At 69.0% G+C, this 17,658-nt stretch carries 19 protein-coding genes; 7 read left to right on the top strand and 12 right to left on the bottom strand.

Annotated elements, in window-relative coordinates; genetic code table 11:
• Nucleotides 1–673: 673 nt before the first annotated feature.
• From ACTWJ8_RS40750 to ACTWJ8_RS40740, 3 genes are all read left to right on the top strand, one after another.
• On the top strand, nt 674–1,363 hold the full coding sequence (locus ACTWJ8_RS40750) for a replication/maintenance protein RepL (RefSeq protein ID WP_443265514.1): 690 nt from the start codon (nt 674–676) through the stop codon (nt 1,361–1,363).
• A 52-nt stretch (nt 1,364–1,415) separates the two neighbouring features.
• Entirely contained in the window at nt 1,416–1,832 is a 417-nt protein-coding gene (locus ACTWJ8_RS40745; protein WP_443265512.1) for a hypothetical protein, read from the top strand.
• 477 nt (nt 1,833–2,309) lie between these two features.
• A complete protein-coding gene (locus ACTWJ8_RS40740) occupies nt 2,310–2,558 on the top strand; it encodes a hypothetical protein (RefSeq protein WP_443265510.1) in 249 nt (82 codons plus the stop codon).
• 112 nt (nt 2,559–2,670) lie between these two features.
• On the opposite strand, the gene ACTWJ8_RS40735 is transcribed toward ACTWJ8_RS40740, so the two are convergent.
• The 3 genes from ACTWJ8_RS40735 to ACTWJ8_RS40725 form a co-directional block, all read right to left on the bottom strand.
• Nucleotides 2,671–2,871, bottom strand: a complete 201-nt coding sequence (locus ACTWJ8_RS40735) for a hypothetical protein (protein WP_443265509.1) — start codon at nt 2,869–2,871, stop codon at nt 2,671–2,673.
• Between the two features lie 56 nt (nt 2,872–2,927).
• Complete coding sequence (locus ACTWJ8_RS40730; protein WP_443265507.1) at nt 2,928–3,224, bottom strand: DUF6247 family protein; 297 nt, start codon at nt 3,222–3,224, stop codon at nt 2,928–2,930.
• Nucleotides 3,225–3,290: 66 nt separating this feature from the next.
• Entirely contained in the window at nt 3,291–3,896 is a 606-nt protein-coding gene (locus ACTWJ8_RS40725) for a hypothetical protein (protein WP_443265505.1), read from the bottom strand.
• Nucleotides 3,897–4,208: 312 nt separating this feature from the next.
• Between ACTWJ8_RS40725 and ACTWJ8_RS40720 the strand changes: the two genes are divergently transcribed.
• Nucleotides 4,209–4,658 carry a hypothetical protein gene (locus ACTWJ8_RS40720; RefSeq protein WP_443265503.1) on the top strand — a complete coding sequence of 150 codons (450 nt, stop codon included), beginning with the start codon at nt 4,209–4,211 and terminating at the stop codon, nt 4,656–4,658.
• A 47-nt stretch (nt 4,659–4,705) separates the two neighbouring features.
• Here ACTWJ8_RS40720 and ACTWJ8_RS40715 read toward each other — a convergent pair whose 3' ends face one another.
• The 3 genes from ACTWJ8_RS40715 to ACTWJ8_RS40705 form a co-directional block, all read right to left on the bottom strand.
• The gene (locus ACTWJ8_RS40715) at nt 4,706–6,052 is read right to left on the bottom strand and encodes a hypothetical protein (RefSeq protein ID WP_443265501.1); all 1,347 of its coding nucleotides are present in this window, start codon (nt 6,050–6,052) and stop codon (nt 4,706–4,708) included.
• 104 nt (nt 6,053–6,156) lie between these two features.
• Nucleotides 6,157–6,528 carry a hypothetical protein gene (locus ACTWJ8_RS40710; RefSeq protein ID WP_443265500.1) on the bottom strand — a complete coding sequence of 124 codons (372 nt, stop codon included), beginning with the start codon at nt 6,526–6,528 and terminating at the stop codon, nt 6,157–6,159.
• 17 nt (nt 6,529–6,545) lie between these two features.
• Entirely contained in the window at nt 6,546–7,061 is a 516-nt protein-coding gene (locus ACTWJ8_RS40705) for an HD domain-containing protein (protein ID WP_443265518.1), read from the bottom strand.
• A gap of 1,184 nt (nt 7,062–8,245) precedes the next feature.
• Between ACTWJ8_RS40705 and ACTWJ8_RS40700 the strand changes: the two genes are divergently transcribed.
• Nucleotides 8,246–10,840 carry a Helicase associated domain protein gene (locus ACTWJ8_RS40700; protein ID WP_443265498.1) on the top strand — a complete coding sequence of 865 codons (2,595 nt, stop codon included), beginning with the start codon at nt 8,246–8,248 and terminating at the stop codon, nt 10,838–10,840.
• Nucleotides 10,841–12,206: 1,366 nt separating this feature from the next.
• Here ACTWJ8_RS40700 and ACTWJ8_RS40695 read toward each other — a convergent pair.
• The 3 genes from ACTWJ8_RS40695 to ACTWJ8_RS40685 form a co-directional block, all read right to left on the bottom strand.
• Nucleotides 12,207–12,620 carry a hypothetical protein gene (locus ACTWJ8_RS40695; protein ID WP_443265496.1) on the bottom strand — a complete coding sequence of 138 codons (414 nt, stop codon included), beginning with the start codon at nt 12,618–12,620 and terminating at the stop codon, nt 12,207–12,209.
• A gap of 156 nt (nt 12,621–12,776) precedes the next feature.
• The gene (locus ACTWJ8_RS40690; protein ID WP_443265494.1) at nt 12,777–12,968 is read right to left on the bottom strand and encodes a hypothetical protein; all 192 of its coding nucleotides are present in this window, start codon (nt 12,966–12,968) and stop codon (nt 12,777–12,779) included.
• 88 nt (nt 12,969–13,056) lie between these two features.
• Nucleotides 13,057–13,254 carry a hypothetical protein gene (locus ACTWJ8_RS40685; RefSeq protein ID WP_443265493.1) on the bottom strand — a complete coding sequence of 66 codons (198 nt, stop codon included), beginning with the start codon at nt 13,252–13,254 and terminating at the stop codon, nt 13,057–13,059.
• Nucleotides 13,255–13,742: 488 nt separating this feature from the next.
• On the opposite strand from ACTWJ8_RS40685, the gene ACTWJ8_RS40680 reads away from it, so the two are divergent.
• Nucleotides 13,743–14,537: a hypothetical protein gene (locus tag ACTWJ8_RS40680; protein WP_443265492.1), complete on the top strand. Its 795-nt coding sequence runs from the start codon at nt 13,743–13,745 to the stop codon at nt 14,535–14,537.
• Here the strand turns inward: ACTWJ8_RS40680 and ACTWJ8_RS40675 are convergent.
• Entirely contained in the window at nt 14,534–15,241 is a 708-nt protein-coding gene (locus ACTWJ8_RS40675) for a hypothetical protein (RefSeq protein ID WP_443265491.1), read from the bottom strand. The genes ACTWJ8_RS40680 and ACTWJ8_RS40675 overlap by 4 nt on opposite strands.
• Before the next feature lie 670 nt (nt 15,242–15,911).
• Between ACTWJ8_RS40675 and ACTWJ8_RS40670 the strand changes: the two genes are divergently transcribed.
• Nucleotides 15,912–16,073 (top strand): hypothetical protein, encoded by a 162-nt coding sequence (locus ACTWJ8_RS40670; RefSeq protein WP_443265489.1) that lies wholly within the window; start codon nt 15,912–15,914, stop codon nt 16,071–16,073.
• 131 nt (nt 16,074–16,204) lie between these two features.
• Here the strand turns inward: ACTWJ8_RS40670 and ACTWJ8_RS40665 are convergent, their stop codons facing one another.
• Entirely contained in the window at nt 16,205–16,486 is a 282-nt protein-coding gene (locus ACTWJ8_RS40665) for an HU family DNA-binding protein (protein ID WP_443265488.1), read from the bottom strand.
• Nucleotides 16,487–16,779: 293 nt separating this feature from the next.
• Complete coding sequence (locus tag ACTWJ8_RS40660; RefSeq protein ID WP_443265487.1) at nt 16,780–17,556, bottom strand: hypothetical protein; 777 nt, start codon at nt 17,554–17,556, stop codon at nt 16,780–16,782.
• Nucleotides 17,557–17,658 lie beyond the last annotated feature (102 nt).

The raw sequence follows: 17,658 nt of genomic DNA, 5'->3' as shown, positions 1-17,658 counted from the left end.
GGAGATAAGTGCCCGATCGGCTACATGAATAGATGCCAGAATACACCCGCCTCCTTCCTGAGATTGCCGCTTTGGGGAACGAGGCCACAGCTCAATTTCCAGGAAGCTCCTGGAGGTTCATCAGGCCCCACATCGCCGGCACTTGGCAACTGGTCAGGAAGTTCTGAGGTGTCCCGAACTCGGTGGTGCTTGGCTGTAGGCGCAACGGCAGGGTGACGTGGAGGCCGTGGAGCGAACGCTCTTAACTACAAGAGGGGGGCGCCGGGAAAGTGGCTCTGACCTGCGGAAACGCTAAGAGCGATGTGTCGCCACCAGCACATTTCGGCAGGTAAAGAGTGCTCTAGGGCCCACAATCGCACCCTAAACACAAGCGCTGCTTGTGCGGCGAGGCTCGTAGAAACGTGCAGGTCAGCGGGTTGCCGCTCAGGGGGGCGGGAGGGGATGTGCTCGCGGCGGGTGCTCTCTGATGTGCCCCCGCTGACACTGAAACACAAGTGACGCTTGTAGAAGGGGGCGAGGGGCGCGTCTCGCACAAGCTGTCATTGTGTTTTGGTGTCCCGGCGTGCATGGCGAGCGGTCTTCGCGACACGAGCGTGCGTTGCCGCGCCAAAATACAAGCAGCAGTTGTTATCTGAGGTACTGTCGGCCCCGCCTGAGTAAAGAAGGAGGAACCGTGACCTCAGATCCGCCGGAGGTGGAGCACCACCGTCCGCGCGTAGTGCCTGCCGACTCGAACGAGATGGGCTTCGGCGACATCCTGACCGTCCTAGGTCAGCAGCTCGGCGAGACGGTCGAAGAGCAAGAGAAGACCCAGAAGAAGCGCCGCAAGCTCAAGGGCGTCACCTTCGAGTACGCCGACGACCACCGCACCGTTCACGACATGGCCGGGGATGCCGGGTACAGCATCACCAGCAACTGGTTCGTCCAGCGCCTGGCGCAGCTGGCCATTGCCCGACAGGTGACCAAGAGCGAGATGTGCGTCTTCCTGTACGTCGCCGGCGGGCAGCTGCGCGGCACAGGCATCGCCCACTACACGCAGCAGGAGATCACCAACGGCCTCAACCGCGAGGCTCGCCGTGTCAAAGGTGCCACCCCGATCAGTCGCTCCACCGTTACCCGCGCGATCAAGGCGCTGTGCGAGTACGGCTGGCTCGAACGCCACGGCAATGGAGCCATCCGCCTCAACGTGCACCTCTGGTTCCACGGCAACAGCGCTGCACAACAGGACGTGCTCGCGGACATCAGGAAGGACCACGGCGACCGGCCCGACTCCTTCGGAAACTTCCTCGGACCCGTTCCCCGTCAGGAACAGCTCCAGATGTTCGAAGCCGATGAGCAGCCGCCCCAGGAGCGTGCCGGGTGATTCTGCCCCGATACTGGTCTCCGCAGCCCACCACCATGAAGGGACGTTTCTGATGGCCGAGGTCATGTCCCCGATCGTCTCCGAACGGATCTGGGCCCTGCCCCTCTCTGGCAGCGCCGTCAAGTTCCTCCAGTACCTGCTCTACCGCAGCGAGTTCGGCGGCCACCTGCCCGTCAAGCAGCGCGAAATGGCGCAGGAGTACCACAACAAGACGCAGCAGGCCATCAGCGCCTTGCTCGCACCGCTCTGCGACCTGGGCATCGTCCTGCGCCCAGAAGGCGGAGAGCGCAAGGGCAACAGCTACCGTCTGCACCCGCTGGCCGCCAAGTACGAAAACCCTGCCGACATGGAGCAGGCTTTCCGCAACGCCCTGGTGGAGATGAAGGCCGGCGATCTGCCCACCCTGAAGCTGCCTCAGTACACCGTGGCACCGCCGCTCGAAGGCCGCCCCAAGCTGCAGGTGGCATAGCCAGACACAAACGTGGGGCCCGCCAGAAACCTGGCGGGCCCCACGTGCCTGAGTAAGAAGTACCCACGACTATACCCGTGCTAGGCAACTGCGCACCTTCAACGTGACGTTGTGGCCGTTCGTGCGCCTGTCGTCGGCTGAGGAACGCGCAGATCATGGCATCCGGCACCAGGCACGGCGGTGTGCCCGGCACCTGAAGTCTCGCGCTGGCGCCATTGCGCCAGGAGGGCGATAGGGTCGGGATGCTTCTGGGGAGGGGTTATGGGGTTCAGATTTCGGATTGGGCCGGTATCGGTAGGTACTGGTGGAGCAAGAGTCAAGGCGGGGCCGGTCTCCGTTTCGTCCCGTGGCCGAGTCGGCTTCTCCGCTGGTCCTGTGTCGGTTTCCGGCGGTTCAGGCGGAGGACGTAGGCGATCTTCCCAGCGCCGGCGAAACGACGACGCCGGCGTGGGGGGCCTGTCGACGGAGAGCATCGGTGTGAGGTCCGGCCAGCGCGCAGCGGGACAGCCCGAGGACGAGAGGCGTGTGCGGTCGCTGAGCGACCCGGAGAGGAAGCTGCGCGCCGACGAGATCGCCGCCAAGTACCTTCGCAGTCCACAGGAGCGCTTCGAGGAGCTCCCGCCCGGCGCGAAGCTGTACGGGGCGCCCTTCGGGTCTGCCCGTCAGCAGTGTCGGTATCAGCAGGGGATGGACGACTACTGCTTCACTCACCTCCGGGTCCACTGACGGTTTGCACCGCTGAAACCTTTAGCGGCGGCGCTGGGGAAAGGGCTCCACTGCGAGGTGGTTCCTGCTGCGAGCGAGGTGATGCGGATGTCCTCGCGCCGGATCCGGCCTGCTAGCCAAGCCAGACGATGTCGATGACGTACAGGCGTCCGGCGGGCCGGTTGATCCAGTAGACGGCGGTGAGCTGCCCGACGGCTGCTGAGCGGACGTCTTCGCCCTCGGGGTCGCGGGAGTCGAACGGGGGGAAGGACCACGGATCGCGGCCGGCGATGTCCAAGACGTCGCGGAGGATCTCGCGAGCGTGTTCGGGCAACGCACCTGCGGCGTCGGCTGCTTGGGGCGACAGGCGTGCGGGCCAGGGCTGGTCGCTCACTGTCGAGTGCCGAGGATCTGGTCCAGGTCGACGCCGTCCGAGTCGTCGCAGCCGGTGGCGAGGAACGTGTCGACGGCCGGGGCAGCACTAAGTCGCGCTGTCCATGCGTTGATGACGTCGTGGACTGGGGCGAGGCTGTAGCTGTGCCGCGCGTCGTCGAGGGCGCGCGCCCAGTCCTGTTCGAAGGCGGGAACCCAGGTCGACGCCCGGCGGTCGGCCCGGAGCTCGGTGAGGAGTTGGGCAGCGGTTGCAGCGTGCAGCGGGGCGGGTGCTTCGTCGGGCTGGGCACTCATCGCGTCCTCCTGGCCGGGCTTGTGTTCTCACGGTACGCGTCCGCGGGCGGCGCCGCTGTGGGCCTTTCACTCCCAGCCAGACCATCCGTACGGGCCGCCGTGTCGGCGGATGTACCGGCGCAAGCGCAGCCGCTTCAGTGGCCCGAGGCGCACCGTGCTGCCATCGTCCGGGTGCAGTGCTTCTTGGCACGCGGTCGTGATGCGCTGCGCTGCCTCTTCCATGTGATTGCGGAGTTCGACGATGCTTCTGCGCTGATCGTGAGGCCGCCCTCGTTCGAGCCACCAGGCCAGTTCATCCAGCCACGCACTGAGAGCCTCGGCGGCAACCATCGCTGCTTCAGTTACCTCCTCAGGGCCTTCGACGGCGAGCGCTCCTACCGTGGCCCCCATGTCGTCGTGAAGTTCCTGGGCCTGCGCAACCCGCGCCCGTGCCCTGTCCCCGTCCAAGTCGGGGGCGTCCAGGATGTCCATCAGCCGCAGTGCCGCGTTACGTTGCGCCCAAAGGGCGGCGGAGAAGGCGCTGTAGGCGGCACGCCTCGACCTCAGGTCCTCCATCGTGATTCCGGCTCGAGCATTGATGCCGGCTGTCCGGACAGCGCCCACCACGCCGGTCAGCGCGCCAGCCACCGTCCCGCCCACTCCGATGAGCGTCCCCAGCGTTGCCTGATCCATCTGCATATCGTGGCCGGGCATCCGCACGGAACAGCGGCGCGTTAGCCCGCGGTTGCAAGACCTAGCTCGTTTGGGCCATCGGCGGTTCAGCTCTGCGGCATGTGTGAGGAAGCACCTCTCCGCTGAGAGGCTGCAAGCTGGTGTGCCTTCTTGCGGGCCACCTCGAAGAGCAGCAGGTGAGCGTGCAGATGACTCGCCAGCGCGGCGGAAGGTTGCACGCGCGACATCGCAGGCCAGCGGGCCCGGTTCTTCACTCCGACGTGCCGAACGGCTTCCTTCGCCGTATGGTGCCGGCTTCTTACGGTCCTGGGTATGGATTCGGACACGAAGGGCGCGCGGTGTCGTGCGCTCACTGAGGTGTGTGTGCCGCTGCTCGAGCGCAGCAGCCCGGAGGGAGCGGGCGGGTACGGCGGTCGCTTCCAACTGGTGCTCGGGAACCTGGAGGTCGACCATCTCGGCGGCGCCGAGCTCGTGTCCGCCGCTCTGGTCGCGGCGGCCCGCGTGCTGGGCTGGCAGGAGCGCGGTTACTGCGAGGAGGTGCCGGAGGCCGGAGAGGTGCTGCTCGGCGTCGAGGACGTCCGCGAGGTCCCGGCGCCATTCGACGTGGTGGTCGAGCAGGCGCGTGCCCGCGAGCTGCACGCAGCGGTGCACCTGGTGCCTGGCCCGTCGGCCGGCGGGCACCGGCCGACGCTCACCGGGACGCCCCGCGCGCAGACCAGTGAGTTCCGGGCTGCGGTGGACCGATTCAGGGCTGGCGGCTGACCCGACATCTACCGTGGCGTACGCCTTCGCGACCACGTGGGGTGGGGTCAGAGGCGGTGCACTGGCGCGGTGTTGTCGACCCAGTGCCAGGTCACGGGCTTCCACTGCTTCTTGAGGTCCGTGCGTTCCTTGGCATACGCGCGCAAGGCGTTCTCCACGGCGTGGCCGACGTGGTCGAGCGTGTCGGGGCACGGGATGCGCAGGAGCAGGTGCTGGGTGCGGTGGGTGAGGACGAGGTCGCCGTCGGGGGTGCAGTCCAGGAGCGTGAAGTGCCTGAGCGGCTTGAACCGCTTGTCCTCCAGGTCGAGGCGCTGCTTGAGGTCCCCCGACCCTGTCCAGGCGAACAGCCCGTACCGGTTGAGGTGGTAGATCCGCTCGCGGGCCGGGTCGGCGGCGATCTCGAGAGCATGCCCGGTGAAGGGGCTGTCCAGGTACCGGTCCATGCCGCCGAGCTGGCCGGTGAACTCTCCCTGGTCGGTGACCAGGACGAACGCGAAGGGGCCGCCGCGGTTGCCGCTGCGGTAGATGTGCCCGAAGACGGGGACGACGAACAGGTCCTCGCGCACCACTGCGGGGCGCCCGAGTCTGGCGTTGTACCAGTCCCCCGGTCGCGAGGTCGGGTCGAGTTTGGCGAGTTGTTCGGTCAGGGAGGGGCGCGGCCGGTGGGCCATGCCGACCGGCTCGCCGGCGAACAGGACGCCCGGTCGAAGGTCGGCCTCGGTGTGCTTGACGGGGTCCGCCTCCAGGCAGGCCAGGGCCCTCAGCGTGGGCTTCGAGACGGGCGTGAGGGGCTCGTCCGTGATCGCCAGGATGTTGTCGAGCAGGTCGCCGTAGTTGTAGAGCCCGTACTCGCCGGTGGTGCACAGCAGGCGGCCGGCCGGGGTGGTGCTGATCCAGGAGGCGAACGGGTCGCGGGGGCCGTCGTCTTCACGCCAGTGGGGCATGCCGTGGTGCGCGGTCACCGCCGTGAGGTCCGGGGTGAGCAGGTGGGTGTGGTCGTCCGCCCCGGTGGCCGCGAGGGCGCCGTCGGGCAGCACACACAGTCCCCTGGCCCACCACAGGTCCTCGCCCAGCCCTGTCGTGGGGCCGCCGAACGTGGTGTCCTGGCGCGCGAGGTCGCTCTGGCCGGAGACGGCGGTGGCGAGCGGGGTGCCGTCGGGCGCGATCTTGCTGATCAGTGAGTAGCCGAAGTGGGCCCGTGCGGGGTCGGCTTCGTCATCGTCCACGCCGTAGGTGTGGCGGTGGATCTTGGAGACGGTGTACATCTCGCCGGAGGGCGTCGTGGCGACGTCGTCGACCTTCATCCCCCATCCGTCGCTGTATTTGCGCTCCAGGTCGATGGCGTGGTGGTCGACGAGTGCGGACGGCAGCGGGACGGGTATGGCGTGAGTCATCACCCCATCCTGACGGCCCCCACTGACAACCCCGTTTACTCGCACCTCTCCGCCACATGCTCGTCGGGCACGTGGGCAGGGGGCGCGGCGGGCTGGCCCCGGGGTCATCGGGTGGGAGCCGTTGGACAGTCGATGACGGGAAACGCGGCCGGGTCGAACCCTTGTATGGCGAACACGATCTGCGTGGTGGGTCCGCCCCAGAACGGGCAGACGTCGACCAGGACCTCACGGTCGTCCAGGCTCCGAAGCCAGGACCGAATGGTGTCGAGCGTGGCGCAGTACGCCGTCACTTCCCAGGCCCCGAGCACCGGTTGCCTCGTGGTGACGCTGGCGAGGACGGTGTCGGGGAGGTCGGCGCTGGACAGGTCCATCGTGTTCCCGTCGTACACCAGGCGAATGCCGTCCTGAATGAGGTCCCGGCGGCGCGGAGCCCGGGTGAGGATGCGGTACAGGGCTTCAGCGGTGAGTAGTGCCATCAGGAGTGTCCGGTTGGTCAGTGGAGGGGCGTGGCGGCGAGCTCGTCCAGCAGGGACGGGTTGACGATGCGCACGATCGCCTCGATGTCCTGGCGGCGGGCGTGCTTCCAGAGTTCGGCGCGGGCGTCCCGGTACTTGGCGGCGAAGCCTTCGCGCTTGTCGGCGGGCAGCTGGGCCGCGCGGTCGGGATGGCTGTTGTGGGCGTTGTCGGCGATCTTGACGAGGGTGGCCTGCGGGTCGGCGGTGATACGGCGGATCTTGTCCTCATACGGCAGGCCGTGGACGTTGGTAACGGCCTCGACGATCTCGACGACCCGGGAGGGGATGCCGGCGTCGCGCAGGAGCCTGGGGGTCCAGTCGGTGTCTTCGACAATGTCGTGGAGCAGCCCGGCCATGGTGAGCTCTTCACCGAAGGGTTCGAGGCCTGCGGCCACGGCGCGGACGTGCTCGATGTAGGCGACGCCGATCTTGTCGACCTGGCCGCGATGTGCGCGCTCGGCAAGGGCGTCGACGCCGCTCAGGGACGGTGGCACAGAGTCCTCCTGGAGGGGTGAACGGGTGGGTGCGGTTGAGGCGGTGTGGGCGGGCTGGCGGTCGTGGAGCTGGGCGAGGACAGCGGTCAGTTCGCGCGTGGCCTGAGGGGCGTGCTGCGCGAGTGCGGCGGCGAACGGCATGTCGCTGGTGACGGTTGCGGCACCGAGGCGGGCGAGGGCGGAGAGCAGCTCGGCGTGTGCGAGGACCGGCGTGGGCAGCAGGCGGGCGGCGGCCTGGCGCGCTTCCGGGGCGCGGTAGTGCCCGCGGTGGGTGGCCAGGGCGTGGGCGAGCCAGGAGTCGACGTCGGCCTGGACGTAGTTGCCCGCCCGGCGGGTGAGTTCGTCACGGACGGCCTCGTCGCCGTCGTGGGGCTCGCTCTGGTGCAGGGCGCCGAGGTCGCGCAGGGCCTGGAGCTCGTCGGCGCGAGCCGCGATGCGGGCGGCTTCGCGCAGTTCGGCCTCGCGTGCGGCGGCGTCCGCGGCCTCGGCGGCGAGCTCGGCCTGGACGACGTCGTCGGTGGCCGGGTCGTAGACGATGCCGTGTGGTGCGGTGGCGAGCAGCTCGGTGATGCGCACCCACTCTGCGAGTTCGGCGCGGCCGCGGGTGTCGGCGGCCAGGTGCTCGTGACGGGAGTCCTGCCGGGCCATGAACCGCGCCTCCTCCAGCTGCTGTGCGAGGGCGTCGGCGTCCAGGCCCGTGGCGCGACGGCGTACCGCACGGCGGCCGATGCGCGCCGGGTCGGCGGGTACCGACGGTGCGGACGCCGCGCGCGGGCCGAGGGGCCGACGCGGCGCCCGACGCTCAGGGGAGGTGGTCACGATGGGCCTCATCTCTGCGTGAGGGGACTGCGGTAATGGGTGCCGACGCGAGCGGAATTCGGGGCCTTACCCCCACAGTTGGCGCCGCTTGAATACTGCTGTCGAGCCTCTAGGAATTCTCCCATGGGGCGCGCGTCGGATTCGCTGGAATTCGACAGCTCTCTCGCCTGAATTTCTTCAGAGAGGGTGGTCGAGGCCCAGGAACCCCCACTGAGGCGTTGGGGCGGGGTGTGGGGTGCAGAGGTCTGCACCGGCTTTGACCTGCGCTTTGCCTCGTTAGTGGGGTGGTTGACGGAATTTGGCGAGTGACGGGTGGTCATGTGCCATGCTGGTGGGCCGGTTCAGGGCCGTAGGAGGGGACAGCGATGGCCGTCAGCGATCTTCGCGAGCACCAGATCGAAGCGGTGGACGCCGTGGTGCGTGCCCTGCAGACGCCGGCGGACGGCGTGATCCCGCCCGAGGGTCTGCGCACCCAGGCGATCGCGTCGACCGGCTCCGGCAAGACGCTGATCGCGATCGAGTCGGCGCGGCGGCTCGGTGCGCGCCGGGTACTGGTGCTCGTACCGTCCCGCGACCTGCTGCTTCAGATGGCCCGCGCGTGGCGCGCCGAGGGCCGCACGGGAGCGATGGTGGGCGTGTGCGACCTTCCTCCGGCGCAGTCCGAGGGGCTGCCCTGCACCACGGACCCGGACGAACTCGCCGCCTGGTTGGGCGGGTTGGACGTCGTGACAGTGTTCTCGACGTACAAGTCGGCCGGGATGGGTGTGCTGCAGCGGGCGCAGGCCGCGGGCGTCGGCGCGTTCGACCTCATGGTCCTCGACGAGGCGCACCGCACCAGCGGTGACCTGGGCAAGTCCTGGGGTGCCGTGCACGACCAGGCGAAGGTGGCTGCGGTGAGGCGCCTGTACATGACGGCGACTCCGCGGATCTGGGCGTCTCCCGACGATGCGGCGGACCGGGCCGAGGACGCGGCGGGCGGCGGGGAGCGGCTGCTGGCGAGCATGGAGCCGGACAGCCCGATTTTCGGGCCCGTGGCCTACAAGCTGAAGCTCACGGATGCGATCCGCAGGGGCATCGTCGCCCCGTACCAGGTGGTGTGCGTGGACATCCGCGACGGCGAGGTCGTCGCCGCGCGGGAGGTGTGGGGTGCCGGGTCGGACGAGGCCCGCGGGGCGCGGCTGGCGGCACTGCAGACCGGGCTCGTCACCGCGGCCGCCGAGGAGAACCTCCGCAAGATCCTTTCCTTCCACAGCAAGGTGATCGAGGCCGAGGCGTTCTCGCAGGGCCTGCCGGGTGCGGCGGCCCGCTTGTGGGAGGAGGACCCGGACACCTATCACCCGCCGACGCGCGTGTGGGCGGACTGGCTGGAGGGCGGCCACCCCACCAGCCACCGCCGGGCCGTGCTCGCGGAGTTCGCCTCCGACGCGATCGCCTCCGCCGAGGAAGGGGAGCCGGTGCAGCCGGCGATGCTGCGCGTCCTCAGCTCCGTCAAGGTCCTCGGCGAGGGCATCGACACGGTCTGCGACTCCGTACTCTTCGCCGACGCCCGCGGTTCCATGGTCGACATCGTGCAGATGGTGGGCCGGGCGCTGCGGATTAGGCCCGGGCAGAACAAGGTGGCGTCCTTGATCGTGCCCGTCTTCCTGGGGCCCGACGAGGAACCCGACGAGCTGCTCACCTCCGACGCGTACAGCACCCTCGCGAAGGTCCTGGCCGCGCTGCGCGCCCACGACTCCGACACCATCGAGCTCCTCGCCGACCCGCGGCCGCGCACCGGCAACTGGCACAACGAGCCCGACGACGAAGCCGAAGACGGCACCGAGCCCGCGGACAGCACGGAGGATCTGCCCGACGTCGACGCTCCGGATGCCGCGCCCCGTACCGATGGCGGGCCGAGCGCGCCCGCGCGGGAGCTGCTGAAGTTCTCCACCCCGCGCGATCCCGCCACGTTGGCCCGGTTCATGCAGCTGCGGGTCATCGACCCGGAGACGACGTACTGGCGGCGCGGCATCCAGGCCTGCTTGCAGTACCTCGCCGAGACCAGCTGCGACGAGCTGAAGGTGCCCTACGCGTTCACCACCCCCGAAGACTGGTCCCCGGCCGGCTTCCCGCTCGGAGTGTGGCTCGCCGACGTACGCCGCACCTACAACGCCGGACGCCTCAGCCGTGAGCGCACCGCGCAGCTCGACGAGCTGTGCATGGTGTGGGACCACCGCGCCGCGGCCTTCGATGAGGGCCTGGCCGTCGCCCGCGCCTGGACGGACGCGCACGGGCACTTCCTCCCGCCGACCAACGCCAGCTGGAACGGCTACCCCATCGGCTCCTGGGCCAAGAACCAGCGCGCCGCCGCCCGCCTCGCCCGCCAGGTCGCCGAGCAGCGCGCCGCCGGACAGCCCGCCGACACCACCGGGGCCCTGTCCGAGGACCGGCTCGAGGCGCTCGACGACATCGACCCCGGATGGTGCCCCGCCTGGGACGCTGGCTGGCAGCGCTGCCTGCGCCTGCTCCAGACCCACCTCCGCGACGGCGGCACCCTGCCCACCACCACGGGCGAACTCATCGTCCAGGGCGAAGACCTCGGACGCTGGGCAGCCGCGCAGCAACGCGGCTGGGACCAGCTGCTGTCCGCTCAGCAGTACCTGCTCGAGAACGCGCTCGGCCTCTCCCCCGCCACCGACGCCGAACAGCCGGTCAAGCGCACCCAGGACGACAAGTGGAACCTCAACCTCGCCGCCGCGCGGCGGTTCCAGGCCCGTGAGGGCCACCTGAACGTGCCACGCAAGCACACCGAGCACCTACCAGTGACGGAAGCCGGACCCGCTGCGACCGGCCGCGAAATCACCCCCGAGGGCACGGTCCCGGTCGCCCTGGGCATGTGGATCGCCAACACCCGCCGCCGCGCGGACAAGCTCAGCGAGGAACGCCGCGCCGCGCTCGAGGAGCTCAACCTGCGCTGGTAGATCCCGGTGAATCGTCAGAAGGAGCAGTGGTTGAGCGGGGCCGGGCGGGACGACGTGGCAGGTCTGGATCACTCAGGGACTCGGTAGGTGTGACGCTCCTTGCCGCGGTGATGCAGTAATAGGTGAACCGACTGGTCATCGGAGGACGAACCTCACACGATGCCGGGAGGCGCTATGGGAACCGAGTTCTGGCGGACGATTCGAATGGCCATAGAGAAGGACAACTGGACGGCCCGCCTGGTCGTCGCGCTCTGCGCCGCAGCGGTCTTCGCCCTCGGCGTTTACACGATGGCCAACTAGCGACCCTCCCTGACGCAGTTCCGGTACAACGCCCCGCCTCGCACCCTAGTCCGCGGCCTGACCCGGTGGCTGCCCTCCTGCCGTTCGCGTGGCCGCTGTGCGGTAGACGGGGTGTCCGAAGCCCATGATGCGGCCGCCGACCCGTTCACGGCCCCGAGAGCGGCGACGTCAGGTTCCTGAACCTGACGTCGCCGACGCGCTGATGCCTGGCGTGCAGCCATGAACCTACGATCCGGCCCCAGTTCCATATGGAATGTCCCTGAATGCGAGCGCATGGGAACCCACGAAGTGAACGATTGCTAACGGCATTCGCGGGGCACACGTTCCTCTCCTCCTCTTTCCTCTGCCTCTGACCAGCAAGAAGGCGCGCCGATGCAGCACTGAGCCGCCGACAGCGACCAGCGGGGGATCGCCAGCATCGGGGGGTTGAAAGGCTTCCAACAACCCGTAGCTGGGCGGCCCTGACCAGGGTGTTCTTCTGGGCAGGGCTCACACGGTCCGTTCCGAACTGGCCACGGAAACGGCCTGGTCAGGGCCGCTCCAACTCCTCGCCAGCGGATGTTTCAGCGCTCCCCGGAAGGGTGAACGGAAACACCAACTCCCACTACGAGTGGGGACATTGCGACCGGGCGTGCCCCCGTGGGCGCCTACAGTGCTGCTCTCGTCGGCTCGCCGAAAACGGCGAGCGGCTCCTCTGCTGCAACAGAGGAGCCGCCAATGGTCGCCGGCGCGTCCTGTGGAAGAGGAGTAGCTGTGACAACCAGTGCACAGAGTAGCGAGGGCCGACCGCCCACCGCGGCACCTGCCAGTCGTGGTCAATCGCCGAGGTGGCTCGGCCTGATGGTCAAGATCGGCGTGCTTGTGCTGCGCGGAGCCCTGATCGGCGTCGGTCATCACATCGGTGTGGAGGCTGCCGACGCGGCATCCGACACCTGATGCTGTACCGGCTGGTCTGATCCGGCGGCTGCGGCGGCGAAGCTGTCGCAGCCGCTTGGGTCCTGCGGCGGGCACTGACACTCAGGAGAGAGCACGGTCGGCGGGGCCCAGCAGCTTGAGGATCAGGCGTCTATGTCCTGTACGTCATGTCGGCGTGGTCGATGTAGGCGGTGGCGATGGCTGCGACGCCGCTCGCGGGGACCCCGTGCACGAGCAGTTCGACACGTTGCCCGTTGATCCCGATACGTACCAGCCCGCTCCCCCACAGGGACATGCCGTCTCCCTCCTGGACGGCTCCCGCCTCGGTGTGGAAGATGCCGTCGTCGTGCAGAGGCTCGCGCATCCAGGCCGTATGGATATGGAGACGGCGTTGCGGGTCTTCCTCCAGCTCTTGCACCGAGACCCAAGGCCATCCTTCGCCGAAGCCCATCTTGGCTGCTACGTCGTCGAGCGCCGCGGCGACCTCGGACAGCCAGGCGCGCGGCGGCGGCTCCAAGTCGATGTGCGGTTCCCAGGAGTGAGCACGGCGGGGATGCTTCGTCATGGTTCGCCATTGTCTCGAGCTTGATCCTCACGAGGTGGCGACTCACCGCACTGCGGCACGTGCTCATTCCTGACAGCGGTTCGGTTCATGTCGCACACGGTCATTGAGGACGGCGCCTCGATTCGCGCGTGGGCGCCGTCCTCGGTGGCGCGGAGGTCAGCCCGGCTGCTCGGCGGTAAGCACCTCCCCCGGCTCCACGGGGATGATCTGTACGTTCGTGCAGCGCGCAGCCTCCAGCTCCTTCTTGCGCCGCTCGGCGCTCTTCGCGCTGTACGCGCACGCCGATGCGTGGGCCTTCCCGTCAGGGTCGGTCCACTTCAGTGCGAAGTTCTCCATGGTGATCGCCATGGAGACATCATCGCGGGGACCGCTGACAACGGAGGCACGGATCGCCGCCTGGTCGGCGCCGCCGCATCGTCGACCAAGCGGCTCGAGGTCACTGGCGGCGGAGCCAGCCCAGGGCGAGCGTCAACGCGGAGACAGCGGTCGCGGAGACGGCTGGGACCTGCTGCACGAGAACCAACTCCGCGTACACCGCTGTCGCACCGACGGCCGCCACGAGCTGGCTGCGTTGGACGGTGATCGTGATCGTGCCATCGTCTTCGGGTTCGGATCCGGATGCAGTCTGTGCCACGAGGAACTTCCTTAGTCGCAGGGGCCTTTCACGGATGGGGCGCGCGCCACGAGCGTCGACTTGGGATCGCGCTCGTGGCGGCATCGTGGCACACCGGCCGCCGCCCCTCCAACAGCAAAAACCGCCTCTGACCTGGGGCTTTGGCACGTGAGGTGCGATCGGCATACTGGTTGTGCACCAACGTTCAGAGCCGCTGGAGTTCGTCAGGGTGCACGACGTCCGGGGTGCCGCGGTCCTGAGTCTGGGCGCTGACCTGGGGTCCCGTCGACGTGCCGGTCGTGCGCTGCTGACGCGCTTCTCCGCGCGGGTCTTCGCCAAGGCCACCGGGAGGTCCGATGCCCCGGGAGGGCGCAGTCGTGAGGCAGATCACGGGGAGAACTTCCCCCGTGCGGGGCTCTGTTGACCTGCTCGGCCTGCTGGCGGGGCATCCCCGAGGGAAGATGAGGTGTCCTGACGGGAGACACACCGGCACCACGGGGAGCCTGCCCATGACCGATATCCGGATGAGTGACGACGTGCGGGCAGTCCTGGGAACGGACGGAGTTGCCAAGGCAGGCGCCGTCACCCTCCACCACGCGATCTGCGTGTCCTGTGAGGGCAAGGTCCATCCCAACGAGCCCGTCAACGTGGTCGTGCGCCTGGGCAGCCGCGTCGCGCACGTGCGATACGCGCACGCCCGCTGTCATCCCTCCGCTGTGCTCGATATCCCCGCACCCCGCGCCCCCGAGAGTCCTGCCGAGACGCCGGATGCGGGCATGACGATGGAGATGACCGCTGCGACCGTGGAACACGGGCAGGCCGTTCTGCCCACCCTCATCGCCGAACTCGCCGCGCCGGTCTACCTCGTCACCGGCACAGGGGACGGATCCGAGCTCCAGGACGCTCTTGCCTCCCGCGTCCTTCAGCGCGGCTTCTCCCTCGTCGGACGGATGCGCCATGCTCCCGCCCACGCGGAAGGGTGGAAGGCCACGTACACGACGCCCGACGCGGACGGCGTCGCCGAACTGGCGGTCACGGAGCCGGACGGGACCCTCTTCTACAGCGGCACGATCATCCCGCCCGCCCCGTGGATTACCGGGGTCGAGCAGTACGGGTGGAGCGTGCTCTACGTCGGCAAGATCGGCCTTGCAGGACTTCCCACCGCCGACCAGAAGGCGCGTACGCGGCTGCTGAGGGATGCGGCCGCCGCGGCTGGGCAGTTCGTCGGCGGCCGTGTGACCGTCCACCACGCCGACCGGGCGGGGCGCGCGAGGCCGACACATGTCCGCGGCACCGAGGGTTAGCCGGCCATCTTCTGCAGCGCTCTGCGGGCCGCATCGGCGACGACCGGGTCGCTGAGGATGACGCGGACGACGGAGTCCGCCGTGAGGATCGGCTCCGAACTCGCGGCCGCCGACGGGATCTGGGCGCGCAGAGCCGCGATCCGGCCCGTGCAGGCGTCGGTGAACTCCTCGGCGAGACTTTCATCGACGTCCGTGAGGACGTCCGTGAGGGCGAGTGTGGCGGCGTCGAGGGCCCGGACGACCTGGTTCATCTGCTCCGGGCAGCGGACGACGGACAGGGATGCGTTCCTGCGCCGCGGCGTGTACGCGCCGGCGAGGCGGTCGACGGCGCACTGCATGAGGGTGGCGAGCGTGACCAGTTCTTCGCTGATGTGGCTGACGAGCAGCAGCGGCGTGTAGTCGCCGCCGGTCGCGTCCTTGGCGAACTGGCCGTCCAGGCCGAGGTTCTGCTTGCCGCGCACGGTGGCCAGCTGGGTCAGCACGTGCAGGAGCTGGCGCGCGACGTCCTGGACGTCCTGGTGCATGCGGCGCACGGTGCTCGCCCGGTCCTTCGCCGTGATGGTGCGCGTCTCCTCGACAAGCACCGCGTGCTCGGCGCCGAGCTGCTGGTACGCGGTCAGCAGGGCCTGGCCCGCAGTGCGCAGCGGGTCGGGATCGCTCTGGTGCGTCGGGGCTTCGTGACGTTCGGTCGCAGAGGTGGGCATCGCGGTCTCTCCTCGAGGAGGCAGTCGGCGTCGGTCGCAGGACGAGCGAGGGCGGCGGCCACGTGCCGCGCTGTCGCCTTCAACGGAGCGCATCGAGTGCGGGTGCGGCCGGACCGGGGTGAACTGTCCGCCCTCCTCTTGACGTTCCCGTGCTGTCACCGGCACTCGACTCGCTGGACCCAGGTGGAGCAGGCAAGGCCCGGACCATGCGTCCGGGCCTTCGTCATGCACCCGGGATCTCTCATCCCAGCCGCTGCTGTCCGGTCTCGGCTTGCGGCACCAAGGGTGACCAGCCCTTGCCCCAGGAGGACGAGACCAAGCAGCGCAGCCCTGCCACTGTCCCGCCCGCCAACTCCAACTCACCCCGGAGGAAGTACCGATGACCAGCCGCCAGACACCCGGGGCAACACCCGTTCCGATCACCGCTACGCTGGACACGCCCACCCTGGGCCGGGCTGAGGCCCCGCAGGGACGCTCTCAGGCAGAGAGCAGCAGGACCGCCGACCGCGCGGCACGCACCACCGCGGACGACACCACGCAGGTGTCCGCCGTTTCTGCTCCTCCGCCTTCTGGAAGGTTCCCCATGTCTCGGGACCAGCAGTCCCCCGCGTCCGCACACTCTGAACCACCCAGCACGCTCGCGCCCACCTCGGCAGTGAAGCCGGCGCTCTTGTCGCAGCGCTCAGCTCTGATCCTGTTCATAGGTGTCGTCTTCGGCATCGGCGTCGGCGTGTTGACCTTCTTCGCCGAGAAGTCCTACCCCGCCGCGGTCCTCGCCGGGGTCTTCGCGGTTGGGCCCGCCACGGCAGGGCTGCACCGCCTGATCGCCTGACCTGCGGGTGCGGGCAGGGCCTCCTGAGCCGGTCTTGGCGGCACCGCTGGCGGGGCGGCCGGACCACGGGGCTCTGACATGGGCGAGGGCGGGCACCGAGACCTCGGTGCCCGCCCTCGCCCTGCCGGGGGTTAGTTCCCCTTGGCGGCTTCCTTGAGCTTCGAGCCCGCGGCCACCTTCACGCTGTGGCCGGCGGGGATGCTGATCGGCTCGCCGGTCTGCGGGTTGCGGGCCGTGCGAGCGGCACGGTGGGTGCGCTCGAAGGTCAGGAAGCCGGGGATGGTGACCTTCTCGTCGCCCTTGGCGACGACCTCGCCGATGGTCGTGGCGAACGCCGCGAGGACGGCGTCGGCGTCCTTGCGGGTCACCTCGGCGCGGTCGGCCAGCGTGGCCACCAGCTCACTGCGGTTCATGCGGGTGCTCCGTAATCAGTCGAGAATGCCCGCACCCTAAGGTGCGGGGACGATCAAGCGGCCATGCTGCCACCTGGCACTGACAACCCCGGCCATCGGGCGGGGCGTCGTACTCCGATCGGCCCTGATACAGGGAAGGGCCCCGCGCGACGTGCGAGCACGCGGGGCCCTTCAAGGATGGTGCGGTCCTGTCGCTCATCCCATCGCCGACCGTAGGTGACACCCCCACACCATGCACGCTGGGCGGGGCGTTGGCCGGACGGCGAGCCGGGTGTCGTACGACGTCGGCAGGGTCAGATGGTGGGGGCGTTCACGATCTTGCCGGTCGGCTTCTGCGCGCCGACCGGGTCGCCGAACTCGGACCAGGTGAGGGTCTGGTCGCCGGTTCCGTCGCTGTACGGCGAGACCTGCTGCACCAGATACGGCTTTCCGGTGGTCGCGACGCTGAACGTGGCCTGCTTGCCCGGCGCCGAGCCCTTGGCGACGACCGTGGCGACGGGCTGGCCCGCTACCTTGGCGGCGCCGCCCTTGGTGAGCTGGAGCGTGTTCTTCTCCTGCTTGCCGAACTGCTCGCTGTGGCAGTAGGAGGCGAACACCTTCGTGAGCGAGGCGGTCGGCGTGCCGTGCATCCACTGGTCGGCCTGGATGGTGCCGGCGCCGTTCTTCTTGGCCCAGGCCGAGAACGTCGCGTCGACCTTGCCCCACACATCGTTGCCCTTGCGGATGACCTCGAAGGAGCCCATGTCCTTTAGGTCGACGGTGCCGACGCACTCGTCGGCGGACAGCCGCAGGTCGGACTTGGCGTCCGAGCGCGACATGACCTCGCGGACCGACCCAGCGGCGGCCTTCGTCTCCATGCCCTTGGTGCGTATCGCGACGGGGTCGAGCTTGTCGACGCCGTTCGGCTTGGCGTCGGCCCCGGCCGGCTTTCCTGCAGCGGTCTTCGAGGGCTTGCTGTCGGCGCCCTTGGCGTCGTCCCCGTTGTTGCAGGCCGCCAGCGTCAACGCGGCCGTGGCACACAGGAGCGCGGCGGCGGTACGGCGGACGGTCTGGACGTGCTTGTAGTTCATGAACTTCCCCGTTGTTCCCCGTTGGTATGGCAGTGCCATCTGCTTGGCATGAGCATTGAATCAGGCGGTGGGTGACACCTAGTGGGCGGGGTGTGACGGCCC

Origin of the sequence: Streptomyces sp. SDT5-1, from assembly GCF_052245995.1 — a bacterium.
In the GTDB taxonomy this organism is placed as follows: domain Bacteria; phylum Actinomycetota; class Actinomycetes; order Streptomycetales; family Streptomycetaceae; genus Streptomyces.
The sequence above is the reverse complement of the archived record's forward strand: the minus strand, read 5'-3'. Positions and strand labels throughout refer to the sequence as shown.